This is a genomic window from Bacteroides sp. RCH18 (genome assembly GCF_058231005.1).
The window spans coordinates 1,074,824-1,089,345 of sequence record NZ_JBIPTC010000002.1 but is presented as its reverse complement, the minus strand read 5'-3'; the positions used below and the strand labels follow the sequence as shown (position 1 = coordinate 1,089,345).

The window sequence follows — 14,522 nt, the reverse complement described above, 5'->3', positions numbered from 1 at the left end:
GAACTTTTGCTCCTGTTTCTTTAACGGTTTAAATACTCTCATTCCGCTATCAATCAGCATAATGATTAAAATAAAACAAGCCATTAATTAACACTTTTATGTTTTATTCTTCTTCCGGACGAAGCTTGACAAACAAATAGTTGGCTGTACGAAAAAAAAGCAGTACTTTTGCAGCCGTATACAAAAAATAATTCTTTAACTCATGAGTAATCAACGATACATGATGCGGGGCGTAAGCGCATCAAAAGAAGATGTGCACAACGCCATCAAGAACATCGACAAAGGAATTTTCCCGAAAGCATTCTGCAAAATTATTCCCGATATACTGGGTGGGGACCCGGAATATTGCAACATCATGCACGCCGACGGCGCCGGAACCAAATCTTCCCTTGCTTATATGTACTGGAAAGAAACAGGCGATTTGTCTGTGTGGAAAGGTATTGCACAGGACGCATTGATTATGAATATCGACGACCTTCTTTGTGTAGGCGCTGTAGACAATATCCTCGTTTCTTCAACTATCGGACGCAATAAACTGTTGATTCCCGGCGAAGTAATCTCCGCTATCATCAACGGAACAGACGAATTGCTGGCCGAACTCCGTGAAATGGGTGTAGGCGTATATGCAACCGGTGGCGAGACTGCTGATGTCGGCGACTTGGTTCGTACTATTATCGTAGACTCTACCGTAACCTGCCGCATGAAACGCTCAGACGTTATCAACAATGCCAATATCCGTCCGGGAGATGTCATTGTCGGCCTTGCCTCTTACGGACAGGCTACCTATGAAAAAGAATATAACGGAGGTATGGGCAGCAACGGTCTGACGAGTGCCCGCCACGATGTTTTCGGCAAATACCTCGCAGAAAAATATCCGGAAAGCTATGATGCCGCCGTACCTGAAGAACTGGTTTACTCCGGAGGATTAAAACTGACAGATACTGTAGAGGACTCTCCAATTGACGCAGGCAAACTGGTACTCTCTCCTACCCGCACCTATGCTCCGGTAGTGAAAAAGCTGCTTGACGCCTTACGTCCGGAAATCCACGGTATGGTTCATTGCTCCGGTGGTGCGCAAACCAAAGTGCTGCATTTCGTAGAAAATGTCCGTGTAGTAAAAGACAATCTTTTCCCTGTTCCTCCTCTGTTCAAGACTATTCAGGAACAAAGCGGTACAGACTGGGCGGAAATGTACAAGGTATTCAATATGGGACACCGTCTTGAAGTTTACCTGTCACCGGAACATGCAGAAGAAGTGATCGCTATTTCCGAATCATTCGGCATTCCTGCACAGATAGTAGGACGTATCGAAGCGTGTGACCAGACTGAATTAATCATTAAAAGCGAGTTCGGAGAATTCAGATACTAAAGAATGGCAGATAACAGTACCATATTAGAAAAATTAGACGGACTTGTAGCCCGTTTTGAAGAAATATCTACCCTTATCACCGACCCGGCAGTAATTGCCGACCAGAAACGTTATGTCAAACTGACTAAAGAATACAAGGATCTGGATGACTTGATGAAAGCCCGCAAAGAATATATCCAACTACTGGGCAACATCGAAGAAGCCAAAAACATCCTTTCGAATGAGTCGGACGCCGACATGCGTGAAATGGCAAAAGAGGAGATGGACAACAGTCAGGAACGTCTTCCGGCATTAGAAGAAGAAATCAAACTGATGCTTGTTCCTGCCGATCCGCAAGACAGCAAGAACGCCATCCTCGAAATTCGTGGTGGTGCAGGAGGAGACGAAGCCGCAATCTTTGCCGGCGACCTTTTCCGTATGTATGCCAAGTTCTGTGAAACCAAAGGCTGGAAAATGGAAGTATCCAATGCAAATGAAGGAACAGCCGGAGGATACAAAGAAATTGTTTGCAGCGTCACAGGAGATAACGTCTACGGAATATTGAAATATGAATCGGGTGTACACCGCGTACAACGTGTTCCTGCCACAGAGACACAAGGACGTGTGCATACTTCCGCCGCTTCGGTGGCCGTACTCCCCGAAGCCGAAGAATTTGACGTAGTCATCAATGAAGGAGAAATCAAATGGGATACCTTCCGAAGTGGCGGTGCAGGTGGACAGAACGTTAATAAGGTAGAATCCGGTGTACGTTTGCGTTATATCTGGAAGAACCCGAATACAGGCGTTGCAGAAGAAATCCTGATTGAATGTACAGAAACCCGTGACCAGCCGAAGAACAAGGAACGCGCCCTGGCACGACTCCGTACCTTTATCTACGACAAGGAACATCAGAAGTACATAGACGACATTGCTTCCAAACGTAAGACAATGGTATCCACCGGTGACCGCTCGGCTAAAATCCGAACATACAACTACCCTCAAGGACGTATCACCGATCATCGTATCAACTATACCATCTATAATCTTGCCGCTTTTATGGACGGAGATATTCAAGATTGTATCGATCACCTGATCGTGGCAGAAAATGCGGAACGCCTGAAAGAAAGTGAACTCTAAAAATTATAGTATAGACATGAATAAACAACAGCTATTTGAAAACATAAAACGCAAGAAATCATTCCTTTGCGTAGGACTTGATACTGACATCAAGAAGATTCCCGAGCACCTGTTGAAAGAAGAAGATCCGATCTTCGCATTCAACAAAGCGATTATCGACGCAACAGCCGATCTGTGTATCGCTTACAAACCTAATCTCGCTTTTTACGAAAGTATGGGCGTGAAGGGCTGGATCGCATTTGAGAAAACAGTAAAATACATCAAGGAAAACTATCCCGACCAGTTTATTATTGCCGACGCCAAACGTGGCGACATCGGAAACACTTCTGCCATGTATGCCCGTACTTTCTTCGAAGAGCTGGAGATAGATTCCGTCACTGTAGCTCCTTATATGGGTGAAGACAGCGTAACTCCGTTCCTTACTTACGAAGGCAAATGGGTGATCTTGCTGGCACTGACTTCTAATAAAGGTTCCCACGACTTCCAGTTGACAGAAGATGCAAACGGCGAACGTCTCTTCGAAAAAGTACTACGCAAATCACAGGAATGGGCAAATGACGAACGTATGATGTACGTAGTCGGCGCTACTCAAGGACGTGCTTTTGAAGATATTCGTAAGATTGTTCCCAACCACTTCCTGCTCGTTCCCGGTGTCGGAGCGCAAGGCGGTTCGCTCGAAGAAGTTTGCAAATATGGAATGAACAGTACCTGTGGCTTAATTGTTAACTCTTCCCGTGGAATCATCTACGTCGATAAAACAGAAAAGTTTGCCGAAGCTGCAAGGCTTGCCGCCCAAGAAGTACAGGCGCAAATGGCAGAGCAACTGAAAGCGATTCTTTAAAGAGAAGGAATGCCTTACGAAAGAAAGATAATCAACGATCCGGTATTCGGATTCATTAATATCCCAAAGGGGTTACTGTACGATATTGTACGGCATCCCCTTTTGCAGCGTCTCACCCGCATCAAGCAAGTAGGACTCTCGTCAGTAGTATACCCCGGTGCGCAACATACTCGTTTCCAGCACTCACTAGGTGCGTTCTACCTAATGAGCGAAGCTATCACCCAACTGACCTCCAAAGGTAACTTTATATTTGACAGCGAAGCTGAAGCCGTACAAGCGGCTATCTTACTGCATGACATCGGACATGGTCCTTTTTCGCATGTGCTTGAAGATACGATTGTACAAGGAGTTTCTCACGAAGAAATCTCCCTTATGCTGATGGAACGAATGAATAAAGAGATGAACGGGCAACTTAGTCTTGCCATACAGATCTTTAAGGACGAATATCCGAAACGATTCCTGCATCAGCTCGTCAGTGGTCAGTTGGATATGGACCGCCTCGATTATCTTCGTCGTGACAGTTTCTATACCGGTGTTACAGAAGGGAATATCGGTTCTGCCCGCATCATCAAGATGCTTGATGTGGCCGACGACCGTCTCGTAATTGAATCCAAAGGTATCTACTCTATCGAAAATTTCCTGACAGCACGTCGCCTGATGTATTGGCAGGTATATCTGCACAAGACATCGGTAGCCTATGAACGAATGCTTATCAGCACGTTGCTTCGTGCCAAAGAACTGGCATCACAAGGAGTAGAACTGTTTGCTTCGCCGGCCTTACATTTCTTTCTATATAATGACATTAATCATACGGAGTTCCATAACAATCCCGATTGTCTGGAAAATTTCATCCAATTGGATGACAATGATATCTGGACTGCCTTGAAAGTATGGAGCAACCATCCTGATAAAGTTCTTTCCACACTTAGTCTGGGCATGATTAACCGAAATATCTTTAAAGTGGAAAATTCTGCCGAACCTATTGGTGAGGACAGAATAAAAGAGTTAACTTTGCAAATCAGCCAGCAACTAGGCATAACCCTTTCCGAAGCGAACTATTTTGTCTCTACCCCCAGCATCGAAAAGAATATGTACGACCCGGCAGATGACAGTATTGATATTATCTACAAAGACGGCACTATCAAAAATATTGCCGAAGCATCGGACATGCTGAACATCTCATTATTGTCCAAAAAGGTAAAGAAATACTATCTCTGCTACCAGCGATTGCATAGATAAGTATAAAATATTCATTCAATAACACGGAAATCTGAAAAAAAAATCCGTTATTTGTGAACTAATTTAATTTAAAATAAAGACATGGAGTTCTCGGCTAAGCAAATTGCAGCATTTATCCAAGGGGAAATCATTGGAGATGAAAACGCAACGGTACACACATTCGCTAAAATAGAAGAGGGAATGCCCGGAGCTATTTCTTTCCTGTCGAACCCTAAATATACGCCTTATATCTACGAGACACAATCAAGCATTGTATTAGTTAATAAAGATTTTGTCCCTGAACATGAGATTCAAGCTACTCTGATAAAAGTAGACAATGCTTATGAAAGCCTGGCGAAGCTGCTTAACCTCTATGAAATGAGTAAACCAAAGAAGCAAGGTATCGATTCACTGGCTTATATTGCCCCCAGCGCCAAAATTGGCGAGAACGTATACATCGGTGCCTTTGCCTATATCGGCGAAAACGCCGTTATCGGAGATAATACTCAAATTTACCCGCATACTTTCGTTGGAGACGGTGTGAAGATAGGCAACGGTTGTCTTCTTTACTCAAATGTAAATGTTTATCATGACTGCCGTGTCGGTAATGAATGTATCCTTCACTCAGGTGCAGTGATCGGAGCCGATGGATTCGGTTTTGCTCCCACTCCGAACGGATACGATAAGATTCCACAAATCGGAATTGTGATCCTGGAAGACAAAGTAGATATAGGTGCCAATACCTGTGTAGACCGTGCTACAATGGGAGCTACTATCATACATAGTGGCGCTAAAATTGATAATCTTGTGCAGATTGCGCACAACGATGAAATTGGCTCACACACAGTTATGGCGGCTCAAGTCGGCATAGCAGGCTCTGCCAAAATCGGAGAATGGTGTATGTTTGGCGGTCAGGTAGGTATTGCCGGACATATCACAATCGGTGACCGGGTAAATCTGGGAGCACAATCAGGTATACCAAGCAGCATCAAAGCAGACAGCGTACTGATCGGGACTCCTCCTATGGAACCGAAAGCTTACTTCAAGGCTGCTGTTGTGACTAAGAATTTGCCGGATATGCAAAAAGAAATACGCAATCTGCGTAAAGAAGTAGAAGAATTAAAACAACTATTAAATAAGTAAATAAGTAACCAATGCTGAAACAAAAAACGCTGAAAGATAGCTTTTCACTGAGCGGGAAAGGTCTTCACACTGGACTTGATCTCACTGTAACTTTTAATCCTGCCCCGGACAATCATGGATATAAAATCCAGCGTATTGACCTGGAAGGACAACCAACTATCGATGCAGTAGCCGACAATGTGACGGAAACAACCCGTGGCACAGTATTGTCAAAGAATGGAGTCAAAGTAAGTACCGTAGAGCATGGTATGGCAGCCCTTTATGCATTGGGCATTGATAACTGCCTTATCCAGGTTAATGGTCCGGAATTTCCGATTTTGGACGGTAGTGCACAATATTATGTACAAGAAATAGAACGTGTAGGAACAGAAGAACAAAGTGCTGTCAAGGATTTTTATATCATCAAATCTAAAATTGAATTCCGGGACGAATCAACTGGTTCTTCTATCATCGTGCTACCGGACGAGAATTTTAGTCTGAATGTACTCGTTTCCTACGATTCAACCATTATCCCGAATCAGTTTGCAACACTTGAAGATATGCACAATTTCAAAGACGAAGTGGCTGCCAGCCGTACTTTCGTCTTTGTTCGTGAAATAGAGCCGCTTCTCTCCGCCGGCCTCATCAAAGGTGGTGACCTCGACAACGCAATCGTTATTTACGAACGCAAAATGTCACAGGAAAGCTATGACAAACTGGCTGATGTAATGGGTGTTCCTCACATGGATGCGGATCAGTTGGGGTACATCAATCACAAACCACTGGTTTGGCCGAATGAGTGTGCCCGTCACAAACTGCTGGACGTTATCGGTGATCTTGCATTGATTGGTAAACCGATTAAAGGTCGCATCATTGCTACCCGCCCCGGTCACACCATCAACAATAAGTTTGCGCGTCAGATGCGGAAAGAAATTCGCCTGCATGAAATACAGGCACCGACATACGACTGTAACCGCGAACCGGTGATGGACGTAAATCGTATCCGTGAGCTATTACCACACCGTTATCCTTTCCAATTGGTAGACAAGGTAATTGAGATGGGTGCCAGCTATATCGTAGGTATCAAAAATATCACAGCAAACGAACCTTTCTTCCAGGGACATTTCCCACAGGAACCAGTGATGCCGGGCGTACTTCAAATAGAAGCAATGGCTCAGGTAGGCGGTTTGCTCGTTCTTAATTCTGTTGACGAACCGGAACGTTATTCTACCTATTTCATGAAGATAGATGGCGTAAAGTTCCGCCAGAAAGTAGTACCGGGAGATACACTGCTTTTCCGTGTAGAATTATTAGCCCCGATCCGTCGTGGCATCTCCACAATGAAAGGTTATGCATTCGTTGGCGAAAAAGTCGTTTGCGAAGCAGAATTCATGGCACAAATAGTAAAAAATAAATAAAACCAAAAACATGGTAAGTCCTCTAGCGTATATTCATCCCGAAGCTAAAATCGGAGAAAATGTAGAAATTGCGCCTTTTGTATTTATTGATAAAAACGTAGTTATTGGCGATAACAACAAGATTATGGCTAATGTGAACATCTTGTATGGTTCACGCATTGGTAATGGAAATACGATCTTTCCGGGTGCTGTTATCGGAGCAGTTCCACAGGACCTCAAGTTTCGTGGAGAAGAATCAACTGCTGAGATCGGAGACAATAATCTGATTCGTGAGAATGTTACAGTCAACCGTGGTACGGCAGCTAAAGGGCGTACCATTGTAGGAAGCAACAACTTATTAATGGAAGGGGTGCATGTAGCACACGATGCACTGATCGGTAACGGATGTATTATCGGCAACTCTACCAAGATGGCAGGTGAAATCGTTATTGACGACAATGCTATTATCAGTGCCAATGTATTGATGCATCAGTTCTGCCATGTAGGCAGCCATGTAATGATTCAGGGCGGATGCCGCTTCAGTAAAGATATCCCTCCTTATATCATTGCAGGACGTGAGCCCATAGCTTTCAGCGGTATCAACATTATCGGCCTTCGTCGCCGTGGTTTTGCCAATGAAGTAATCGAAAGTATTCATAACGCTTACCGTATCATTTACCAAAGCGGCTTGAATACGACAGATGCATTGAAGAAAATTGAAGATGAAGTTGAGAAGAGTCCGGAGATTGACTACATCATCAATTTCATCCGTAATTCAGAACGTGGTATTATTAAATAAACAGTTCAAAATAGTCATATTATGATATACAGATTTACTATCATATCTGATGAAGTTGACGATTTTGTCAGAGAAATACAAATTGATCCGGAAGCTACATTTCTTGACTTCCATGAAGCAATACTGAAATCAGTAGGGTACACAAACGACCAGATGACCTCCTTCTTTATCTGTGATGATGATTGGGAAAAAGAAAAAGAAGTCACTTTGGAAGAAATGGACGACAATCCGGAAATGGATAGTTGGGTAATGAAAGAGACTACTATCAGCGAACTGGTAGAAGATGAAAAGCAAAAATTGTTGTATGTATTCGACTACATGACAGAGCGTTGCTTCTTCATCGAATTGTCTGAAATCATCACCGGAAAAGATATGAATGGTGCCAAATGTACCAAGAAATCGGGTGATGCTCCGCCACAAACTGTAGATTTTGAAGAAATGGCTGCTGCAAGCGGTTCACTCGACCTGGACGAAAATTTCTATGGTGATCAGGACTTTGATATGGAAGATTTTGATCAGGAAGGCTTCGACATAGGTGGTAACGCGGGTGGCTCTTATGAAGAAGAGAAGTTTTAAGTATTAAGTATCAAGTATTAGGTATTAATTGCTATGCAGTGACAAGCAGTTAATACCTAATATTTTTATCCCCGACACTTTAATACTTAACACCTAATACTTAATACTTTAAAATCCATGCCCACTCTCATTGTTTTAATCGGACCTACAGGAGTAGGAAAAACAGAATTAAGCCTGCGACTGGCGGAGAACTTTCACACCAGCATTGTCTCCGCTGATTCGAGACAACTTTATGCTGAATTAAAAATAGGAACGGCGGCTCCTACCCCGGATCAATTAAAACGCGTGCCTCACTATTTGGTAGGTACTCTTCATCTTACCGATTATTACAGCGCCGCTCAATATGAGCAGGAAGCGATGAAAATCCTCCATCAATTATTCACAGAACATGAGGTAGTAGTACTTACGGGTGGATCAATGATGTATGTAGATGCCATCTGCAAGGGGATTGACGACATCCCTACCGTTGATGCTGAAACACGTCAGGTGATGCTGCAAAAGTATGAGGAAGAGGGATTGGAGCAACTTTGTGCAGAGCTCCGTTTATTAGATCCGGACTACTATCGCATCGTAGACCTGAAAAATCCAAAACGAGTGATTCATGCATTGGAAATCTGTTACATGACCGGAAAGACATATACTTCTTTCCGCACCCAACAGAAAAAGGAACGCCCTTTCCGCATTCTTAAGATCGGATTAACCCGTGACAGAGAAGAACTGTATGACCGCATTAATCGTCGTGTAGACCAAATGATGGAGGAAGGATTACTGGACGAAGTACGTTCCGTACTCTCCTACCGGCATCTAAACTCTCTTAATACCGTAGGTTACAAAGAATTGTTCAAATATCTGGACGGAGAATGGGAACTCCCTTTCGCTATCGAAAAGATCAAGCAAAATTCACGCATTTATTCACGCAAACAGATGACATGGTTCAAAAGGGATGAAGAAATACACTGGTTTCATCCGGAACAAGAAACGGAGATACTTGAGTACCTCCGTCTACAAAATCTGACTCATTTGCCCAGTTTGGATACCTTCTGATAAACTTCCCGATAGACATTATTGCCCAACCGGAACAGAAGCGTCATTTTCTTTCCGTCAATCCGGTAAGATATAGGAACGATAGCATTTGCCGATCTGCCATGTTCATTACGCAGTTTCTCGCAGTAAAGGCCTTTTGCAATGATACTGTACTCCCCCGAACGGGTAATTTTGTACGGGCAAAATACATCGTCCGAACTGCGGCTGCCTGAACTCACGTCTACAGCATCTTTGATATACGCATCCACATTAAAATAATTGCCATCTTTATCAAGTACCTTATATCTGACCACTTGCGAAGAGCCTTCACTCTGAACAAGTTTCCAGATTCCTTTTAAGTTTTGACTCATACAAAGTGCAGGCACAAGAAAAAGAAATGAAACAGCTAGTAAAATCTTACAAAATTGTCTTTTCATAATAATAAAATTTTAAGTTTAACAAATAGTTAATAATAGTGTATATCGCTTTTATCCTTATTTAAATCAGCATTTTCTGCAGCAATACATAAACGGCCAATTCACAAATCGGATAAAGTTTGTTCTCATTTATCTTTCAAAACAACTTCAAGTGTAGGTTTCACTTTCATCTCAATGGTTGGCTTGCCATTATAGCCTATCAAAAGTACACCTTTTTTAGGAGCTCTTATTCTAAAATGCCCATTAGAATCTGTTCTTTCCATATATCCCGTACCTTTTACATTAACAATAGCAGCCGTTGGTTTTCCATCTTCACCACACACAACTCCAGTTACATTAATCCAATCAGAACGATATTTCTCAGTTTGCAAACGGACAACTGTCTTCTTACCGAATTTATCTAACGAAACAGATTTGATCTCCTTAATAGACATTCCTTTCAGCTTCGTTTTCCTAACTTCTTCATCATCTATACAATAGATAATTCCCCCTTCTACATCTCTTGCTACACTTTCCGCTAATTCCAAAGCATCGGCATAAGGCTTCTTCGAGTTAGTTTTATTAAATTCATATTCCGCATCCGAAAACAAAGTGATCATCACCACTCCATTTTTCCCTTTTTCTCCATAAGCGTCTGTGGCTGCTTTATCTTTCAACACAGCGAAGTTTTTAATACGATCAGGGGACAGATCATTCAAAGGATTAACACCTAAAGCCTCTTTACCATCAATGATAATCAGAGCTGCATTTTTTGCTTGTGAAGTATGCCATTCAGCATCATGAGGTCCACCCATATAAAAGTGTGCCTTTTTAGGTAATTCACCCTCAGTACTTACCTTGGCAGGTTTTGGAAGTTTTTGCTTAGCCTGATATTCTTCCTCTGTCAACAAACTAACAAGAATCACTCCATTTTTCCCCTTATCTCCATAAACCTCCTTAGCTGACTTATCTTTCATTACAGACAGGCTCTTTATACGATCAGGAGAGATACTGGATAAAGGATCATCTCCAATAGCTTCTTCACCATCAACGAAAACCAACGGTTTCCCTCCGGTTGCAGAATAAAATTTAGTTCCCCAGTTCTTATCTCCACTGCTCAGTGCATCCAGTCTCATTTTCACATTAGCACCAATTACGCCTTTATTCGAAAACATCTGTACTTCCGTTGATTTAAGCTGGATGATCATAGCACCGTCTTTAGCTTTCTCCCCATATATTTTTACGGCATTCTCATTCTTCAATACAGAGATATTTTCAATACGACTAGGGTCTAAAGCATCTACTACCGCACGATCCGATTCTTTTCCATTAATAATAACCAAAGGCGTTTTTTCTTTAGAAGAATCTTTCGGCATAGTCCCGACACCCACTACCACCACTTTATTCTTAGCAGTATCGACAGATGCCGTTACCACATTTTCTTCACTTCTTGCTTCTAAAATTGCAGCCAAATCATTAACTTTGACGGCAGAAATCTCCTCAACTCTTTCGGAGATTTCGGGACGGGCAAAAGCGGTTACTGCAATAGCTGCCAACGGAAGTACATACAAGTACTTCAAACGTGCCCAAGGATTCGATTTTTCTTTTAACATCATAGTGATACGTTTTTTAAGTTTACTGTGATTAAAGCTGTTGGCCATAGAGTAGAGCCTTGTGCCAACGGCTTTTTTTATTAATAATAACTGATAATCTTTTGCATCGATACCTTCATTAATAACTGTTTCATCGGCTTCATATTCATGAATATTCTGTAATTCCTGTTTCAGCAGCCATATACCGGGGTTGAACCATTGAAAAAAGATACAGATATCAGCTACCAACAAATCGATGGAATGACGATTCTGAATATGTGCCATTTCATGAATCAGAATCTCGCGTCCATCCTCTTCCAAATCTTTCCGGGAAATAACGATATATCTCATCCAACTGAAAGGAGCGACCTCCCGTTCCAGAACAATCAGTCTGACTCCTCCTTCAAGCCTTTCCCGTTTACCCGATTTAATCAGTAATAGTAAACGGGATAAAGAGTAAAGATTACGGCATGCAAAGAATATAATACCAACCAGATAAAACAGCAACAGAACTTGTACCCAGGAAATGGAAAGTTCCTCCGGCTGTGCAATCGTCACCTCTACGGGATTCATAGCTTCCGCCATCATCAATAGTTGCTCAACTGTCAGCACGGTCTGACTCAATTCGGTCTGATGAGCAGTAGTCACCTCTATAAAAGGAATCAGCAGGGATAAAAATAATATCCCCAATAAGGCTATCCTGTTGAACCGATGGAATGTTTCCTTACTTAACAACAATCTGTAAAACAGATAAAATAAAGACAGACAAACCGCCGATTTCAAAATATAGATAAGAAAGATTCCCATAATCATTGATATTTAAAGGAGACAAATATAGTTTTAACCCGGATTAGTATAAATAATAAGGACGCTGAATGGCCGTTTTATAAGTATATTGATTCCTTAATTAATTATCCAATACGATTTTTATATCTTTTGCAGCTTTTGTCCTGAAAAGAACCTTCTCACCCCGAGAAATCTGGAGAGAGGCGTCTTTAGGAGTTTTCAACTCAAAGTGTCCAGTTGCATCAGTCTTTGTAGACGATGAAGTTCCATACATAGTAATAGTGATCCCTTCTATAGGCTTTTTTTCCTTATCCATTACAATACCCGAAGCTAATACCCATTTATCCGAATTTCTTTCCGTTCTAACGCGGATCATAGTTTCACCTTTCCCGCTATTCTCATTACGTGATACCCCACGCACTTCGTTTGCCGGAATATTTTTCAAATCCTCTTCCGAGGCTTCTTTTTCATCAATAAAGAATACCACCTTCCCTGTAGGAACAGTTTTATCATTTTTTAGATTCATCGCTATCTCCCAGGCATTGTTATAGGGATGCTGCGGGTTCTTTTTGCGAGCTTCATATTCTTCCTCAGTAAACAGGTCTACCATAATCACTCCATTCTTTGCTTTATCCCCATAAGCCTCCAGTGCAGCTTCTGATTTCAAAACAGAAAAACTTTTTATACGATCCGGAGAAACTTTAGACAAAGCATTAGGACCCAAAACTTCTTTACCATCAATCACTACTAATGGTTCCTCACCATCATATACACCACGAATGGGAAGTCCGCCAATACCGAGGACAGAGTTCTGTTTAGGAAATGATTCGGTTTTAGTCTTAAATTTAACCTGAGTTTTAGTAATTCGAAAGTGGTTATCCGCATTCGGCAGTAATTCAATATCATACACACCATGTTTTCCTTTCTCACCATAGATAGAAAGGGCCGCATCGCTACGTAATATAGACACAGTCTTTATTCGATTCGGGTTGGCTTCATCATTCATTATCGAATACAATGTATCTTTAGATACTTCCTTACCATCTACCAATATAAGAGGCTTATTTGATTCCGAGATCCGTTCAAAACGGCCACCGTATAAAACAACCGAACTTCGCTTGGAAGTAACGGAATCATTGAATATTACAACTGAATCTGCTGAATATACAGTCGACGAATCCTTAGAAACCCAACGTCCTCCATACATTTTTGATTTCTCAGGCACTACATAAGGCTTAGCTTTCAGGGAATCTTTCAGCACATCTTTGGTAATTTCTTCCACTTTTGCTTCTACAATTGCAGCCAAATCATTAACTTTGACGGCAGAAATCTCGTCAGCCTTTTCAGAGATTTCGGGACGGGCAAAAGCGGTTACTGCAATAGCAGCCAACGGAAGTACATATAAGTATTTCAAACGCGCCCAAGGATTCGATTTTTCTTTTAACATCATAGTGATACGTTTTTTAAGTTTACTGTGATTAAAGCTGTTGGCCATAGAGTAGAGCCTTGTGCCAACGGCTTTTTTTATTAATAATAACTGATAATCTCTAGCGTTTATACCCCCATTAATGACCGCTTCGTCGGCTTCGTATTCATGGATATTCTGCAATTCCTGTTTCAATAACCACGCTCCAGGATTAAACCACTGAAAGAATATACAGATATCTGCTATAAGCAAGTCCCAAGAATGGTGCTTTCTGATATGCGCACATTCGTGAATCAGTATTTCACGTCCGTTCTCCTCCAAATCAGTTCGTGAAATCACAACAAACTTCATCCAACTGAAGGGCGCCACTTTCCGGTCATGAACCAACAAAACAGTATGTTTATCTATCTGTCTCCGTTGCGCCGTATTCATTAACCGAACAAGACGGAATAAAGAATAGACATTCCGGCAAACAAGGAAAAATATGCCCGCTATATAAAATAGAAGAACTATTTCTATCCAATGCACTGGGCTTCTCCACGTATCTACCAAATCATCTCCTTCCACTACTGCTGTCACCTGGGTTTGCTGATGATTCTCTGCCATAACAAGTAGTTGTTCAATTGTCAATACTGCCTGATTTATTTCATTCTGCGGCGCCTTGGTCACTTCAATCAGCGGAAGCAACAAAGAAAACACGAGAATGCCCAACAACGCAATCCGGTTAAAACGGTAGAACGTTTCTTTACTCAACAGCAGCCTGTAAAACAAATAAAACAATGACAGGCACACCCCCGATTTTAGTATATAGACGAAAAAGAATCCCATATATAGATTAATT

At 41.9% G+C, this 14,522-nt stretch carries 12 protein-coding genes; 9 read left to right on the top strand and 3 right to left on the bottom strand.

Features of this window, described 5'->3' with window-relative positions; genetic code table 11:
- Positions 1-202: 202 nt before the first annotated feature.
- The 9 genes from ACHLI0_RS19420 to miaA all read left to right on the top strand — a co-directional run bounded on the left by ACHLI0_RS19420 (position 203) and on the right by miaA (position 9,482).
- Positions 203-1,369 (top strand): AIR synthase-related protein, encoded by a 1,167-nt coding sequence (locus tag ACHLI0_RS19420; RefSeq protein WP_055216802.1) that lies wholly within the window; start codon positions 203-205, stop codon positions 1,367-1,369.
- A gap of 3 nt (positions 1,370-1,372) precedes the next feature.
- Positions 1,373-2,485, top strand: a complete 1,113-nt coding sequence (gene prfA / locus ACHLI0_RS19415; RefSeq protein WP_008759884.1) for a peptide chain release factor 1 — start codon at positions 1,373-1,375, stop codon at positions 2,483-2,485.
- A 16-nt stretch (positions 2,486-2,501) separates the two neighbouring features.
- On the top strand, positions 2,502-3,326 hold the full coding sequence (pyrF, locus tag ACHLI0_RS19410; protein ID WP_055216800.1) for an orotidine-5'-phosphate decarboxylase: 825 nt from the start codon (positions 2,502-2,504) through the stop codon (positions 3,324-3,326).
- Positions 3,327-3,335: 9 nt separating this feature from the next.
- Positions 3,336-4,565 (top strand): HD domain-containing protein, encoded by a 1,230-nt coding sequence (locus ACHLI0_RS19405; RefSeq protein ID WP_008759882.1) that lies wholly within the window; start codon positions 3,336-3,338, stop codon positions 4,563-4,565.
- Positions 4,566-4,646: 81 nt separating this feature from the next.
- The gene (gene lpxD, locus ACHLI0_RS19400; RefSeq protein ID WP_055216796.1) at positions 4,647-5,687 is read left to right on the top strand and encodes a UDP-3-O-(3-hydroxymyristoyl)glucosamine N-acyltransferase; all 1,041 of its coding nucleotides are present in this window, start codon (positions 4,647-4,649) and stop codon (positions 5,685-5,687) included.
- An 11-nt stretch (positions 5,688-5,698) separates the two neighbouring features.
- Positions 5,699-7,084: a bifunctional UDP-3-O-[3-hydroxymyristoyl] N-acetylglucosamine deacetylase/3-hydroxyacyl-ACP dehydratase gene (locus tag ACHLI0_RS19395; protein ID WP_008759880.1), complete on the top strand. Its 1,386-nt coding sequence runs from the start codon at positions 5,699-5,701 to the stop codon at positions 7,082-7,084.
- 10 nt (positions 7,085-7,094) lie between these two features.
- Positions 7,095-7,862, top strand: coding sequence for an acyl-ACP--UDP-N-acetylglucosamine O-acyltransferase (lpxA, locus tag ACHLI0_RS19390; RefSeq protein WP_008764415.1), 768 nt, complete (start codon positions 7,095-7,097; stop codon positions 7,860-7,862).
- 21 nt (positions 7,863-7,883) lie between these two features.
- The gene (locus ACHLI0_RS19385) at positions 7,884-8,438 is read left to right on the top strand and encodes an IS1096 element passenger TnpR family protein (protein WP_008759878.1); all 555 of its coding nucleotides are present in this window, start codon (positions 7,884-7,886) and stop codon (positions 8,436-8,438) included.
- A gap of 117 nt (positions 8,439-8,555) precedes the next feature.
- Positions 8,556-9,482 carry a tRNA (adenosine(37)-N6)-dimethylallyltransferase MiaA gene (miaA, locus tag ACHLI0_RS19380; RefSeq protein ID WP_490749871.1) on the top strand — a complete coding sequence of 309 codons (927 nt, stop codon included), beginning with the start codon at positions 8,556-8,558 and terminating at the stop codon, positions 9,480-9,482.
- On the opposite strand, the gene ACHLI0_RS19375 is transcribed toward miaA, so the two are convergent.
- The 3 genes from ACHLI0_RS19375 to ACHLI0_RS19365 form a co-directional block, all read right to left on the bottom strand.
- A complete protein-coding gene (locus tag ACHLI0_RS19375; protein WP_055216794.1) occupies positions 9,455-9,898 on the bottom strand; it encodes a hypothetical protein in 444 nt (147 codons plus the stop codon). The genes miaA and ACHLI0_RS19375 overlap by 28 nt on opposite strands.
- A 125-nt stretch (positions 9,899-10,023) precedes the next feature.
- Positions 10,024-12,276, bottom strand: a complete 2,253-nt coding sequence (locus tag ACHLI0_RS19370; protein WP_490749870.1) for a M56 family metallopeptidase — start codon at positions 12,274-12,276, stop codon at positions 10,024-10,026.
- A gap of 100 nt (positions 12,277-12,376) precedes the next feature.
- Positions 12,377-14,509, bottom strand: a complete 2,133-nt coding sequence (locus ACHLI0_RS19365) for a M56 family metallopeptidase (protein ID WP_490749869.1) — start codon at positions 14,507-14,509, stop codon at positions 12,377-12,379.
- Positions 14,510-14,522: the final 13 nt, after the last annotated feature.

Bases quoted from the DNA above. Each gene is read 5' to 3' on its own strand.
- ACHLI0_RS19420 (WP_055216802.1), top strand. From the start codon at position 203: ATGAGTAATCAACGATACATGATGCGGGGCGTAAGCGCATCAAAAGAA.
- prfA (WP_008759884.1), top strand. From the start codon at position 1,373: ATGGCAGATAACAGTACCATATTAGAAAAATTAGACGGACTTGTAGCC.
- pyrF (WP_055216800.1), top strand. From the start codon at position 2,502: ATGAATAAACAACAGCTATTTGAAAACATAAAACGCAAGAAATCATTC.
- ACHLI0_RS19405 (WP_008759882.1), top strand. From the start codon at position 3,336: ATGCCTTACGAAAGAAAGATAATCAACGATCCGGTATTCGGATTCATT.
- lpxD (WP_055216796.1), top strand. From the start codon at position 4,647: ATGGAGTTCTCGGCTAAGCAAATTGCAGCATTTATCCAAGGGGAAATC.
- ACHLI0_RS19395 (WP_008759880.1), top strand. From the start codon at position 5,699: ATGCTGAAACAAAAAACGCTGAAAGATAGCTTTTCACTGAGCGGGAAA.
- lpxA (WP_008764415.1), top strand. From the start codon at position 7,095: ATGGTAAGTCCTCTAGCGTATATTCATCCCGAAGCTAAAATCGGAGAA.
- ACHLI0_RS19385 (WP_008759878.1), top strand. From the start codon at position 7,884: ATGATATACAGATTTACTATCATATCTGATGAAGTTGACGATTTTGTC.
- miaA (WP_490749871.1), top strand. From the start codon at position 8,556: ATGCCCACTCTCATTGTTTTAATCGGACCTACAGGAGTAGGAAAAACA.
- ACHLI0_RS19375 (WP_055216794.1), bottom strand. From the start codon at position 9,898: ATGAAAAGACAATTTTGTAAGATTTTACTAGCTGTTTCATTTCTTTTT.
- ACHLI0_RS19370 (WP_490749870.1), bottom strand. From the start codon at position 12,276: ATGGGAATCTTTCTTATCTATATTTTGAAATCGGCGGTTTGTCTGTCT.
- ACHLI0_RS19365 (WP_490749869.1), bottom strand. From the start codon at position 14,509: ATGGGATTCTTTTTCGTCTATATACTAAAATCGGGGGTGTGCCTGTCA.